Raw genomic sequence first — 13,265 nt, 5'->3', positions numbered from 1 at the left:
AGGGTTTCGGGGTTTGGCTCTTGGGTCGTCATAGGCTTGAGTGGTTTCCTCCGATTGGGATTTGCTCAAAACCCAGTATCCCCCGTGAGTGAACTTCTTGGTAGATCGGAGTTTGCCTTAATTTTAGAAAAAATTAGGCATCGCACATTTTGGCTCTTACTCAGGCTTGTAGATTGATTAACCTCCAATTTTATTCAGGGGCATGGCCATGCTATGCCCCTGTAGAGATTCTCAAGTGTAAAAGTTATGACGCTTCTACCTTTTTTTTCGGGTTCTGCGTGCGATTTAAGCCGCTCAAAAACATCGGCACAAACTTCTCCATAAACGCCTGTGGATCACGCTGCCAAGCTCTCTGTGCTGCTGTAATGCGAGTCATCTGTAGCTCTGGAGCTATCAAGGTTTGCGGTAAGCGTTCCATTAAGTACTGTGGACGCTCCCAAACTGGCATGGTATTAGCAATTTCCAGGAGATTGTTCATCCGCCGCAGTTCGGCACCTGCCATAATATCCATGCCCGACTCAAAAGCCGCCTGTTCGATCGCAATATACTTGCGCTTTGCCTGCTCCACCTTCTGCCGATGTTCTGGACTTTTCTTCGCGATTTGAGCCAGCCAACGGTTCCCCCAGCGTACATGACCTGCTTCTTCTGGGAAAATTTGTTCAATCGTTTCCCGGATTTTAAGGTTTTCCTCGGTTTGCGGTGCCTCTTTCAACGCTTGAATGTGAGCCGAGAAATATTCACAACCCCGCTTTTCGGTGACATTAATCGCTACCAACGCTGCAATGATAGCCTCTTCCTTTTGATTTTCTTGCTGATATTTCTCTTGGTCGAGCAGTCGCTCAAATTCGCCAATATATGACACCCCAGGCGGTGTGCCGATGGCTGCGCCCAACTCCACCAACAGATCTGTTAACCACATAGCATGACGCGCTTCGTCGCAGACATGATGAGACAGGTCGCGTACCAATTCCACCGGCTTACCATCCAGTTTTTCGATGACATCGGTGAGGTCTATACAGCTGTGTTGTTCGTTGTAACGGTAGCGGTTGAGGGTGATGAGGTGAATTTCGCGATCGCGCACAACATTTTTCATGATGTCACGCGCACTCATCGAATTGTTGAATTTACGGGGATAAGCAACTGTCATCTGTTTATATGTTATTTTGTAAACTTATTTCTCTAATTGTAACGCGATTTTTCGGAGATGAAGCAGATTAAAATCAGCCCTAGGTAAGGTTTTTAATCATATTTTATGCATTTATTCGATTCTCATAGCAGTCCTCTACTTACTCATTTTAGTGAAAGAACTCAAGACCCATTTCAGCTACCGATAAGTCCCTACTAGAGAAGCTTTAGAGCGGCGTGAGAGCAATAAATTGCTGAGTATGCTTTACAATTTGTTACATTATAGGATGAATAATTATGAACTACGAACATAAAAAAAACCACCCCTAAAGGTGGCTAATGTTGTCTTTTTTACCTATCTATCTCAACTTCAAACCTATGGATATCCAGTGAGGCTTTGGGTCAACCAGCTAAAGGCTGAGACTACACATCATAGTAGAGAGAAAACTCATAAGGATGAGGACGAAGCCGCATTGGGTTGACCTCATTGTCGAGTTTGTAGCTGATCCAATTTTCGATGAAGTCTTCCGTGAAGACGCCTGTGCTAGTCAAGAACCCATGATCTTTTTCCAAGCTCTCTAGAGCATCATCCAGAGAACCAGGGGTAGAAGGAATCTTGCTCAATTCTTCTGGGCTGAGGTCGTAGATATCCACATCTAACGGCTCACCAGGGTCGATTTCGTTCTTAATCCCATCAATCCCAGCGCAGAGCATGGCGGCAAAGGCGAGATAAGGGTTGCAAGTGGCATCCGGGCAACGGAATTCTAAACGCTTCGCCTTGGGATTTGTACCCGACAAGGGAATACGAATCGAAGCGGAACGGTTGCCTTGAGAGTAAGCCAAGTTCACTGGGGCTTCAAACCCAGGCACCAAGCGCTTGTAGGAGTTGGTAGTCGGGTTCGTTAAGGCCAACAGTGCAGGCGCATGTTTGAGAAGACCACCGATATAGTTGAGCGCCATCTTACTCAGGTTGGCGTAGCCATCACCCCAGAACAAAGGCTGCCCCTCTTTCCAAATAGACTGGTGGGTGTGCATCCCAGAACCGTTGTCGTTAAACAGCGGTTTGGGCATGAAGGTAACGGTTTTGCCATACTTCTTGGCAACGTTTTTGATGACATACTTATAGGTCATCAAATAGTCAGCCGCCTCGACTAAGGTAGCAAAGCGGAAACCCAGCTCGTTCTGTCCCCCGGTAGCCACTTCATGGTGGTGCTTTTCAATGGGTACCCCGCACTCCGCCATCGTCAGCAGCATTTCGGTACGCATATCTTGCATCGTATCCGTTGGTGCGACGGGGAAATAACCTTCCTTATAGCGAGGCTTATATCCCAGGTTGCCACCCATTTCTTCCCGACCGGAATTCCAGCGTCCTTCTATGCTGTCTACATAATAAAAGGCTTTGCTCTCGGTTTGGTCAAATCGAACATCATCAAAGACGAAGAACTCAGCTTCTGGGCCAATGAATACCGTATCTCCCAGCCCCGTTGACTTCAGGAAATCAATCGCTTTCTGAGCGATAGTGCGAGGGTCGCGGCTGTACCATTCCCCAGTACGCGGCTCTTTAATGCTACAGATCATGCTCAGGGTTTTTTCTTGCATGAATGGGTCGATCCAAGCTGTTTTTGGATCGGGCACCATGCACATGTCTGATTCGTTGATGGCCTTCCAGCCCCGAATACTAGAACCATCGAAGGGAACACCGTCTGTGAAGGAACTCTCGTCGATTTGATTGTAGTAGAACGAGCAGTGCTGCCAAATCCCTGGCATGTCAATGAATTTGAGGTCAATAATCTTGATGTCTTCGTCTTTAATCAGCTTTAAGACATCTTGTGGGGTTTCTGGCATGAAAGACTCCTGTTTGTCAGTTGAATTTTCGTTTAAAAAGGGCACAAATAATTTAACGATATTGCTTGTTGGGGATTACTTAGTCAAGTTTTTCGCCACTCGACATCGGGTTGATCAGGGAACAGTTGTTGGCAGCTTGGCTGTTGACACAATTCCTCTACTTTTACCCAATGACCCAATGAATAGAAAAATATCCATCCATTAGTTAGTTACTTTTACCTAACTGGATGTCCTGTTAAGCCCTCCATTAGATCAGATAACTGATTGTTGGGACTATTTTAGGTTTCTTTAGCGAGAATTCAGAATTGCTGAATGCACAATTATCAACATGGGGATAACCCTGTTAATTGGGCATTTAGGAGCATCCTTGTTTCAATCCCCTGGCTTTAGACATGGGGTGGTTAGAGGATTCATCATTCATCGTTCATCGTTCCCCCTTGACTCTCTTTCTCCAATGCACCTGACTCATCCTAGGGAGAGAGTGTAGGAGCTTTTGTATCCTACACTACAGAATCTCGGATGCTCGTTCTGCGTGTCCCGATAAAAGTTAAAAAATGTAGCAAAATTAACTAAATATTGTTTAGTACATTACTCTGAAAAGAATAATGTATTAAAAGCTACAGTTTTAGAGCATATGGGCACTAAGTTTAGTACTAAAGATGTTGATCAAGAAGAGGCTCTCAGATACCAACCTGGACAGCGGGTAGAATTAAACGCTCGTCCTGGTGTGGTGGATGTTATTGCTGAATATGACCCCATGATGGTACCTCCCATCTGGTTAGCGAACGATCCAAAACCCCGATATCCTCACGAGTTAAGCGTGCTGCCCAAACCCGTTATCGGCAGTGCTTGGTTAAGGGGCTCGTCGTGTCGCGCCCTGAAGCATCCAGGGCGACGGAGTTACTGTGACTTGATCCCTTCGGGTAAATAAGGTACGCCCTGACGTATCCCACTACTAGGGTGAGTCCGGCTTCAAAAGAAAGTTGCTTAGCGATTGGCGCAATGGCGGGTCAAGCCTGTGTGATGATTAATAAATGCAGGACTTGTGTGGTTTAAAAAATCCATAAGCCCTATAAATCTATAAATATAAGCAGATAGTTGTTGGGAGAACCATTTAATGCGGGATGCAGTCACAAGCCTAATTAGGAGGTATGACGGCACAGGTCGTTACCTGGATCGTAATGCGATCGATTCACTAAAGTCTTACTTTGAAACTGGCACTGCACGAATTGCGGCAGCAGCGGTGATCACTGGCAATGCGGCATCTATTGTCAAACAGGCAGGGTCACAGCTGTTTGATGAATTGCCGGAACTCATCCGTCCGGGTGGAAATGCCTATACGACTCGTCGCTATGCGGCTTGTCTACGGGACATGGATTATTACTTGCGCTATGCCAGTTATGCGTTAGTGGCGGGTGATATGAATGTGCTGGATGAGCGAGTCCTGCAAGGGTTGCGGGAAACCTACAACTCTTTGGGAGTGCCAATTGGCCCTACCGTTCGTGGCATTCAGATCATGAAAGACAGTGTTAAGCAAATGGCAGCGGATGCTGGGGTACAAAATACTGGATTTATCGATCAGCCGTTTGACCATCTGACTCGTGAGCTAAGCGAACAGGATATTTAGGTCTTACAGCACAAAACCGTTTATAAAACGAAACCAGCGATCGCTCTTTATCTGTTCAAGGGGCGATCGCTTAATTTTAGGAATTTTCAGTTGCCAATTTTCTGCATAAGTTCTCCCCCCTCAGAGATAGATGAAGTTGAAGGCGGTTAAGCGAGGACTTTTTCCATGCAACTCAAGCAAATTGGTCTCATGACGGTGGTTACGCTTTTAGCGAGTATCTCGACCCCAGTTTCAGCTCTGGCAGCTAAAGGATATACCCCCCAAGTGCGACATTCGCAACTCTTGGCAATGTCTCAACCCCAGCTTGCACAAAGCCAAGCCGATGAGTTTGAGCAGTGGTTCAACCAGGGAACTTCTCTGCTACAGCAGGAGAAGTATGCAGAAGCGCTGAAAGCCTTTGAACAGGCACTTCGTCTCAACTCCAACAGTGCTCAAGCTTGGGAAGGTCGCGGTGCGTCGCTGTATGGGTTACAGCAGTACCCAGAGGCGATCGCTGCCCTTCAAAAAGCCGTTGAACTGAATCCCAAATTTGTGGCGGCTTGGGTAGAGCTAGGAAATTCCCTGGATGATGCAAGCAAGCCAGAGGAGGCGCTGAAAGCTTATGACCAAGCGATTAAACTCGACTCCAAGGATGCGAGTGCTTGGTACAATCGGGGAGTGACTCTGGGACGGTTGAAACGCTACGACGAGGCCGTGGCTGCCTATGACCAGACGGTTCGCATCAACCCCAACGACGAGAGTGCTTGGTACAACCGGGGCAATGAACTGACTAAGTTAGAACGCTATAAAGACGCGATCGCTTCTTATGATCGGGCGATCAGCATCAATCGCAAGAATGAGAAAGCTTGGTTCAATCGGGGAATTGCCTTGGCGAACTTAAAACGCTATCAAGAAGCGATCGCATCTTTTAATGAAGCCTTGCAAATTAACCCAAATAATGCTAAAGCCAGGGAGAATCGCGATCTGTTGCAGCAGCGGATAGGAAAGCGCTCTGAACCTGAGGTAGTTTGATGGCTGGCAGCGATTGGTAGGGGGAATGGGGAGATGGGGAGAAATTAGACCGTTTTCCCAACCATCTGCTACAGCTTCAAGCTCAGAACAGCTCAAAAAAACTAGGGTCTGTTGGCAATTGAACTCTCCTCGCGGGAAGTCCCCTCACGCAGCGTAGCGGAGTCCGGAGCTTTAGTGAGGAGGGATGAAAGCGAGGGCAGCCGATCTATCCAGTCTTCGATCAGTTGGGTCATAGTTTTCTCCTTGCTCTCGGCATATAGCTTTAGTTTATTTAGCCGACGTTCAGATATCCGAATATGTAACCCTTTAGCTTTCATGATGTCTACACAACGTCTAAACGCTATGCTACCATAAAGATGGTCGCTGACCCGCCTAGGCGCATGGAACAGACAGGCTGATTCCGAAGTAGTGGTAAGACACTTGCCGCAGAAACATCGCAGCTAGGGAAAGAACATGACCACTGGGAAAGTAGGTTACGCCCTGCGGTAAAAGAGAAACCAAGCCATGTTGTACGTAAAGTTATGCACCTGTGGAAGACGGGTGTCTGCCTGGGTTCACCCTTGAGGTGATAAAGGTCGCAAGACCAGAGATGTTGTGTAAGACCATCATCGGGTTTAGTCCCGAACTCACGAGAGTTCCTAACGTGGCGACGACAGATGAGACAGGAAGCCCCAGACGTAGCGTATGCGAAGTCTGTGGGTACTTCACATTATTTGCTTAAGATCGAGGGGACACAGATGTCCACGATATCCGATCGCGTTAACGGCTTCAACAGCATGTCTAACACTCCAAAGAGCCCCCATCAAAGCTTAGTCGAGCAACTGGATTTGATGATGAGGGCACGCTACCCTTTACTCTATATCGTTGCGGTCGAAGAGGAACCCGTTGAGGAGGTTCTACTGTTGGCAGCCCTTGAATCTCAACCGCCGCGTAAGGTATTGATGTGGGATATTGTGCGGGGTTGGGATGATAATGGTGCAGATAAAGGCTCCGTGATGGCGGCACTGGGACGGATTGCTAAGACATCGGCACAGGAAACGACAATTTTTGTGCTAAGGGATTTGCACTTTATTTTGAAGAATCCCCAGAGCGATCGCAATGCGCCAGTCATCCGGGAATTCAAAAACCTAGCCAGGGAACTCAAACGTTCTCGTCAAACCATCATCCTCACCAGCCATACCTTAGAAGGCCCACCGGAGTTGAGTGAGGAAGTCACGGTTATCGATTTCCCCTTACCTAACACCACTGAAATTGATTACCTGATTACGCAACTCGTGGTGCCAGAGAAGCTAAAGGTGAGTGGATTAGCACGGGAACAGCTGATTAAAGCTTGTCAGGGATTAAGTCGTGCTCGGATTGGACGGGTGTTAGCCAAAGCGTTGGCAGCGAAACAACAGGTAAATGAAACCGATATTGATGGCGTATTGGAGGAGAAGAAGCAAGCGATTCGCCAAACCGGGATTCTTGAATTTTTCACCGCCTCCGAATCCCTCAAGAATGTGGGAGGTTTAGACAACCTCAAGCAGTGGGTAAGGATGCGGCAGGATGCCTTTACCGAAGAGGCACGGCGCTATGGCATTCCCAATCCCAAGGGGGTGTTACTGGTGGGAATTCAAGGGACGGGGAAGTCTCTGTCTGCAAAAACGATCGCTCATGAGTGGCGCTTGCCGTTGTTGCGCTTGGATACGGGACGGTTATTTGGCGGGATTGTCGGAGAGAGTGAGAGTCGAGTCCGGCAAATGATTCAATTAACGGAAGCTATAGCCCCTTGCGTGCTGTGGATTGATGAAATTGATAAGGCGTTTGGTAATATCACCGCTGGTGCTGATGGGGATTCGGGTACCTCTCGGCGGGTATTTGGCAGCTTGATTACCTGGATGCAAGAAAAAACAACGCCTGTATTTATTGTCGCCACGGCGAATAACGTGCGGATTTTGCCGGCTGAATTATTGCGTAAGGGGCGATTTGATGAAATTTTCTTTTTGAATTTGCCCAACTCCAGGGAACGGCAGGAGATATTTAAGGTACATTTACAGCCGTTGCGTCCTTCTCGTTTGCGGGAGTTTGACTTGGAGATTTTGGCAAAGCAAAGTGAGAATTTTAGCGGGGCTGAGATTGAACAGGTTATCATCGATGCAATGCACCGAGCGTTTGGGACTGTAATCAATGGACAGCGCAGGGACTTTACGACGGAAGATATTTTGCGGTCAATTGAGGAAACCGTACCCCTAGCTGCGATCGCTCGTGACCAAATTGAAGACTTAAAGCACTGGGCGGCAGAAGCTGGAGCCAGAACGGCATCGAATGATACACAGCTAGTTGATGAGTTGAAACGCTACACTCAGCAACGAGGTATTGGCCCTTTGGAAGTCGATTAAATTTGCCAATTTTCTATTCTTTATTTCTTATGTCACACTTCACTTGCATTAAGACACAGATTAAGCATCAACAGGCACTGGTTCAAGCCTTAGCGGATGTGGGATTCAAGAATGTTGAAGTGCATGAAACGGCTCAGCACCTTTATGGGTATCAGGGGGACATACGACCCCAGACGGCTGAAGTCATTATCCGTCGTGAGTATATTGGTCACGCTAGTAATGATATTGGTTTCAAGCGACAGCAAGATGGACACTTTGAAGCGATTATCTCTGAGTATGACCGTTATAAGTATTCCCAGGAATGGCTTAACGGCTTGACTCAGCGCTATGGCTATCACGCTTTAATGGCAACGGCACCCACTCAAGGTTTCAGTATTGAGGAGGAAGAAACCTTGGAAGATGGCACGATTCGGGTCGTGGTTGCAAGGTGGGTGTAGTCGATTCCCCGTAGCTTTTGAAGAGAATGCGATCGGGTACATCCCAATTATGCCGATACTTTTATCTTGTGGGGCAGGCGTCTCGCCTGTCCCAAAGTCAAGGCAGTAGACCTCCTGCATAAATCATGAAACGCCCCCTAAATCCCCCAATTCTGGGGGACTTTAACTCCGGTTCCCTGCAAAATTGGGGGACTAGGGGAGCAATAATTCTATTCATGCAGGAGGTCTAGTAAGACAGGCTTCTGTGTACCCCGCAAGAACAGGTTTTATGGATGAGGTTACATTTGTTCGAGCATTCACTCTTATCAAGGTTAACTTAAGTTGACTTTTTTTGCGCTCTTAAAACAAAGGTCAAATACAGTATTACTGTCTTGTCTTTTTAAGAGAAAGTAGTAAATTTAAATCAGAAGCAACTAAAGCTTCTCTGACAGATATCCCAGATTACTTGAGTACAACTTCGTAAAGGAGGACAGGAAATACTTACTTCATCTCATATCTGTCTCATCAGATTCTGTAACAATAGCAGCCACAACAAGACAACTGATACATCCTCAAATAGAAAATAGGGAGTAATGCTTCTAAACGATGTAGTTTAAAGCAACTCTGTCTAAGATTACTCAAGGGAGGAAATCAGTTAAAGCTTATTTGACAGATATTCCAGATTTACTTGAGTACAACTTCGTAAAGGAGGATAGGAAATACCTACTTCATCTAATATCTGTCTTATCAGATTCTATAACAGCAGCAGCACACAACAAGACAACTGATACATCCTCAAATAGAGAATAGGGAGTAATGCTTCTAAACGATGTAGTTTAAAGCAACTCTATCTAAAATTACTCAAGGGAGGAAGTAACTCAGGAAGTCGGGATTGGGTGCTGTTGTTGTTTTTAAGTATTTATTCTTATCCTGACACGCCTGAGGACTTCAAGGCTCCAGAGATGTCGCAACTCTAATCATTCATCTCAGAATCCGGGGTTATAAACAGATCGGGATTGCTTGTAACTCATCCATAATGCACGCTCATCGTGTCGGATCGTCACTGACTTTAACAATCAGCTTGCCAAAGTTTTTCCCCTGCAATAAACCGATGAAGGCGTGAGGTGCATTTTCCAACCCCTCTACAACGTCTTCTTTATACTTGAGCTTACCTTCCTGCAACCACTGAGAAACATCGTTTACAAATTCTGCCTGACGCTGTTGGTAATCACCAACAAGAAAACCTTTGATTAAAGCACGTTTAACCAACAGTGGCATCAAATTAGGGCCAGCAGGAGGATTTTGAGCGTTGTACTGCGAAATTAAACCAACCAGTGGGATTCTTGCCCCAAGATTAATCTGCTGCAACACCGCTTCTAAAATTGCACCTGCTGTATTGTCGAAGTAAACGTCGATTCCGTTAGGACAAGCAGTTTTCAATACTGAACTTAGGTCTTGAGTTTTGCGGTTAATGCAGGCATCAAACCCTAATTCTTTCACAACGTAATCGCATTTTTCATCACTACCAGCCACGCCTACTGCCCGACAGCCTTTGAGTTTGGCAATTTGTCCGGTTACAGAACCGACTGCACCAGAGGCAGCAGAAACAACAACCGTTTCGCCTGCTTGGGGTTGTCCAATATCCAGCAGCGCAAAATATGCCGTCATTCCGGGCATACCTGTTATACCCAACGCATAAGAGATGGGCACTTGATTGGGGTCAAGCTTACGCAACCTTTCGCCTTTCGATACGCCATAGGCTTGCCAGCCGTCATAACCCAGTACAAAATCTCCGGCTGAGAATTGGGGATGGTTCGATTTCACCACTTGGCTGACTGTGCCACCGACCATCACGGAACCCAATTCTACCGGAGAAGCATAGGATTCGCGATCGCTCATCCGACCGCGCATATAGGGATCGAGGGACAGGTAGATTGTGCGGTTGAGAACTTCGCCTTCCCCTGGTTCTGGGATTGGGGTTTCGACTAAGGCGAAATCACTCTCTGTTGGTTCCCCAACTGGGCGGCTTTTGAGTAAGATTTGTTGGTTAGTTGAATTAGGCATTGATGATTCCTATTTCTTCCAAGGCGTTGAGCATTGATTCGTGCTGTACCAGGCTGGACAATCATCCCAACAAGCCTACTAACGATTGGAGTCGATGAGCGCTGGCTCAACATCTTTCATTGGACATAATTCTCTATCATGATGTCCTCATTGCTCTAGAAAGCCAGGTTACGGCATCAAGATCTGACAAAATTTCAGCCTAATCCTTATCTTATATGTCATTTCGCAAAACCTTAAATGGCTGATTGTTACTTTCCCATATGCGAATGTCCAAGTAGAGTTTTGTATCGCGGAAGAAGACTTCTTCGTAGGCAAGCCGCAAATTACGCTCGAGACTGTTCGGTTCAACATCAGCAGCTTTGTTAGAGCCAATAGCCTTGCGTAAGCTGAGCGACAGAATTTCCACCAAATGATGACCACAGCAGACTTGCCAGGGATCATGGCTCTTGCTTTTCTCTGCCATTAGCCGTTGTTGCAGATCTTCGTCTTTCAAAGAGAAGGCTTGGGATTTATTCTTAAGCTCCCGAATCAGTTTGATTTCATCAATTTGTATAGTCTGCTCATTAATGAACTTGCTAAATGTAATACCCTCGAATGTAAGATTCAATCCGTCACACTGAGAGATCCAAAGCAGATAACCGACTGATATTCCGGTTTCAAGTAATGCTAATCTTACATCTCGATTAAACTGGGCAATTTTCTCTTCAGAACCTAACTCAGCTACTACTTTGTTGAGTGCTGGTGACTTAATCAGCATTGTTTCAAGGTCATGGGTATCCGTGCGGAGTAGATTAGGACTGCTATATAGCAAAGTTTCAAGTCGCTCGAAGTCAGCATCAACAATTGCCAGAATTCCTTGGAAACTTGATTTCTCCAAAATTTCTAGAACGGCAATAACACGCAGCTTACTAGAGGGTTTTCCCGAAACGCTGACTAATTCACAGACTAATTTGTCAACAAAACGCTCGTAGAAAGTTTTGTCAGAACCGCCTTCCACCAATACAAAAGTCTCTGAATAAGTGCTTCGCCGTAATCGGATTTGGTTGGCAACACGGTCAACTGAAAGCAAATCTCTCACTTCTCGGGTCCTTTCAGTTCAACCGTCAAATCCCAGCGATCTTGAATAATATCTGGTGAATGAGTAGCCATTAGAACATCTAAGTCTGCAAGCTTTGTGATTTCTTGTAAGTCTTTTAAAAACTGAATCTGCCATCCTACATGAAGAGATAGTTCAGGCTCATCAATTAAAACTAGGGAGTTAGGTTGAACTTTAAATAGTAATTCATAGAGAAGAACTAACTCATGTTGTTCGCCGGATGATAAATCCTTAGGCGAAAGGTTTTTTGTATTAGACAAGGGAGAATTATAATGTGTTGTGAAAATAAATCCCTTCTCTTTACTAAAGTTTATCTCTTTATAAGAATAAGCAAATTTATTATTAATAATCTTCCTTAATAAATCGATCTTGCTTGCGATATCAGCAAAAACATTCAGCTTCTTTTCCACATCTTCAACGTATACCGACAAAGCATTTTTAGTACTTTCATCTATATCTTGAGGCTGGATTTGAAATTCTGAATCTTCATCCTTATCCAAAAGACCTACCTCTATAAGACGAGAGCGAGTCGCTTCAAGTTCATTTAGTTGATGACGAAGTTGTTCATCTGTTAAATCTGCTGATGGCTGTTGCTTCACCACCCTTACTGGAAAAGTTCTGTCAAGAGATTGAGATGTTGTACCGTACTCCTTGAATTTATCTTGCATCAACGTAGCAAGCTCATCAGAATAGGCAGACACAGTTGACAACATTGAAGGTGTTCCACCAGAAAATCTGGCAGAACGATTAGGAACAAAATTAAGCAAACGTTGTGATTCAATGAGACGAATATGAATATTGCTCTTCAAGTTTTCCAACCACTCAGGCTCTTCTTTTGATTTAAAATTTGAGACCAATAATCCTGAAGGTAATAAGTTTTCAAAACGCTCTACAACTTCTTCTAATGAAAGAGTTTCTTCGGTGGGAATATACAACCACTTTCGAGAATTTATTCGTTCTAATCCTGGTATCATATCAGTCAATATACTAGATGGAAAACCCATATCAGAGCGACTATTTGTTCGCTTTAGAGAAAAAGGAGCTGGCTCTGAACCAGGCTTATAAAAATTTAAAACAATATTGTTTTTTTCTGATTCTTTTGGATTGTGAATATTTTTTATTATTTCAACACTAGTACTATCATCAAATTCAACTTTAATTTTTTTAAACGAGATAGCACTCAACTCTGAATATCGAGAGTTGAAAAAACTATTTAAAATTCTTAATATAGCTGTTTTTCCAAAACCATTTGGGCCATGAATGATGGTGATCCGTTCATCCATATTCAAGGGAATCACATGGTCAAAAATTCCAAATAAGCCACTGACGGCAATTTGCTTAATTCGCATAGTCATCGAGTCCCATAGCCATTGGCTTCATGACATAGATTGTAGCCTCTCTCTTCCTCTGGAAAACCCAGCGAACACACAGTCGCATTCTTTTATGTCCTCTGTGTCTCTCTGATTTAAGCCGAAACAAGTTCTGAGCTACTAGCGAGCAGCATAAAAACCCTGTTGTAGTGGACTGCTGAAGCTGCTGGGGGAGTTGTAAAGTTTACTGGCTGCCGCTTGACCTCACCATCATGCAGTTATATCGCAGTTCCACTATAAATGCAAAATCCTTCTACTTCTACACAAGGATAGAGGCACAATGAACTTCGTCTAATACTGTTTATGGTAACGATCGCAAAAACAGGCAGTAAA

11 protein-coding genes are annotated in these 13,265 nt (G+C 45.1%); 5 read left to right on the top strand and 6 right to left on the bottom strand.

Annotated features, from left to right (window positions below; translation table 11 throughout):
• Positions 1 to 244 precede the first annotated feature (244 nt).
• Positions 245 to 1,147, bottom strand: a complete 903-nt coding sequence (locus V6C93_RS11350; RefSeq protein WP_333476770.1) for a ferritin-like domain-containing protein — start codon at positions 1,145 to 1,147, stop codon at positions 245 to 247.
• Positions 1,148 to 1,548: 401 nt separating this feature from the next.
• Positions 1,549 to 2,970 (bottom strand): type I glutamate--ammonia ligase, encoded by a 1,422-nt coding sequence (glnA, locus tag V6C93_RS11345; RefSeq protein WP_333476769.1) that lies wholly within the window; start codon positions 2,968 to 2,970, stop codon positions 1,549 to 1,551.
• 634 nt (positions 2,971 to 3,604) lie between these two features.
• Between glnA and V6C93_RS11340 the strand changes: the two genes are divergently transcribed.
• The 3 genes from V6C93_RS11340 to V6C93_RS11330 all read left to right on the top strand — a co-directional run bounded on the left by V6C93_RS11340 (position 3,605) and on the right by V6C93_RS11330 (position 5,608).
• On the top strand, positions 3,605 to 3,901 hold the full coding sequence (locus V6C93_RS11340) for a hypothetical protein (protein ID WP_333476768.1): 297 nt from the start codon (positions 3,605 to 3,607) through the stop codon (positions 3,899 to 3,901).
• 186 nt (positions 3,902 to 4,087) lie between these two features.
• On the top strand, positions 4,088 to 4,597 hold the full coding sequence (gene apcB, locus V6C93_RS11335; RefSeq protein ID WP_333476767.1) for an allophycocyanin subunit beta: 510 nt from the start codon (positions 4,088 to 4,090) through the stop codon (positions 4,595 to 4,597).
• A 165-nt stretch (positions 4,598 to 4,762) separates the two neighbouring features.
• Entirely contained in the window at positions 4,763 to 5,608 is an 846-nt protein-coding gene (locus V6C93_RS11330) for a tetratricopeptide repeat protein (protein WP_333476766.1), read from the top strand.
• A gap of 101 nt (positions 5,609 to 5,709) precedes the next feature.
• Here V6C93_RS11330 and V6C93_RS38200 read toward each other — a convergent pair whose 3' ends face one another.
• A complete protein-coding gene (locus V6C93_RS38200; RefSeq protein WP_349262686.1) occupies positions 5,710 to 5,925 on the bottom strand; it encodes a hypothetical protein in 216 nt (71 codons plus the stop codon).
• A 459-nt stretch (positions 5,926 to 6,384) separates the two neighbouring features.
• Here V6C93_RS38200 and V6C93_RS11320 point away from each other — a divergent pair, with 459 nt between their 5' ends.
• Positions 6,385 to 7,986, top strand: a complete 1,602-nt coding sequence (locus tag V6C93_RS11320; protein WP_349262687.1) for an AAA family ATPase — start codon at positions 6,385 to 6,387, stop codon at positions 7,984 to 7,986.
• Between the two features lie 29 nt (positions 7,987 to 8,015).
• Positions 8,016 to 8,423: a DUF1257 domain-containing protein gene (locus V6C93_RS11315; protein ID WP_333476763.1), complete on the top strand. Its 408-nt coding sequence runs from the start codon at positions 8,016 to 8,018 to the stop codon at positions 8,421 to 8,423.
• 1,023 nt (positions 8,424 to 9,446) lie between these two features.
• Here V6C93_RS11315 and V6C93_RS11310 read toward each other — a convergent pair.
• The 3 genes from V6C93_RS11310 to V6C93_RS11300 all read right to left on the bottom strand — a co-directional run bounded on the left by V6C93_RS11310 (position 9,447) and on the right by V6C93_RS11300 (position 12,911).
• On the bottom strand, positions 9,447 to 10,466 hold the full coding sequence (locus tag V6C93_RS11310; protein ID WP_333476762.1) for an NADP-dependent oxidoreductase: 1,020 nt from the start codon (positions 10,464 to 10,466) through the stop codon (positions 9,447 to 9,449).
• 211 nt (positions 10,467 to 10,677) lie between these two features.
• Positions 10,678 to 11,544, bottom strand: a complete 867-nt coding sequence (locus V6C93_RS11305; protein WP_333476761.1) for a DUF4435 domain-containing protein — start codon at positions 11,542 to 11,544, stop codon at positions 10,678 to 10,680.
• Positions 11,541 to 12,911 carry an AAA family ATPase gene (locus V6C93_RS11300; protein WP_333476760.1) on the bottom strand — a complete coding sequence of 457 codons (1,371 nt, stop codon included), beginning with the start codon at positions 12,909 to 12,911 and terminating at the stop codon, positions 11,541 to 11,543. Before V6C93_RS11300 ends, V6C93_RS11305 begins: the two co-directional genes overlap by 4 nt.
• Between the last annotated feature and the right edge of the window lie 354 nt (positions 12,912 to 13,265).

This window comes from Allocoleopsis sp. (assembly GCF_036703385.1).
Lineage (GTDB): Bacteria > Cyanobacteriota > Cyanobacteriia > Cyanobacteriales > Coleofasciculaceae > Allocoleopsis.
Note: the sequence above shows the minus strand (reverse complement) of the source record. Positions and strands in the feature narration are given on the sequence as shown.

Bases quoted from the DNA above. Each gene is read 5' to 3' on its own strand.
- V6C93_RS11350 (WP_333476770.1), bottom strand. From the start codon at position 1,147: ATGACAGTTGCTTATCCCCGTAAATTCAACAATTCGATGAGTGCGCGT.
- glnA (WP_333476769.1), bottom strand. From the start codon at position 2,970: ATGCCAGAAACCCCACAAGATGTCTTAAAGCTGATTAAAGACGAAGAC.
- V6C93_RS11340 (WP_333476768.1), top strand. From the start codon at position 3,605: ATGGGCACTAAGTTTAGTACTAAAGATGTTGATCAAGAAGAGGCTCTC.
- apcB (WP_333476767.1), top strand. From the start codon at position 4,088: ATGCGGGATGCAGTCACAAGCCTAATTAGGAGGTATGACGGCACAGGT.
- V6C93_RS11330 (WP_333476766.1), top strand. From the start codon at position 4,763: ATGCAACTCAAGCAAATTGGTCTCATGACGGTGGTTACGCTTTTAGCG.
- V6C93_RS38200 (WP_349262686.1), bottom strand. From the start codon at position 5,925: ATGAAAGCTAAAGGGTTACATATTCGGATATCTGAACGTCGGCTAAAT.
- V6C93_RS11320 (WP_349262687.1), top strand. From the start codon at position 6,385: ATGTCTAACACTCCAAAGAGCCCCCATCAAAGCTTAGTCGAGCAACTG.
- V6C93_RS11315 (WP_333476763.1), top strand. From the start codon at position 8,016: ATGTCACACTTCACTTGCATTAAGACACAGATTAAGCATCAACAGGCA.
- V6C93_RS11310 (WP_333476762.1), bottom strand. From the start codon at position 10,466: ATGCCTAATTCAACTAACCAACAAATCTTACTCAAAAGCCGCCCAGTT.
- V6C93_RS11300 (WP_333476760.1), bottom strand. From the start codon at position 12,911: ATGCGAATTAAGCAAATTGCCGTCAGTGGCTTATTTGGAATTTTTGAC.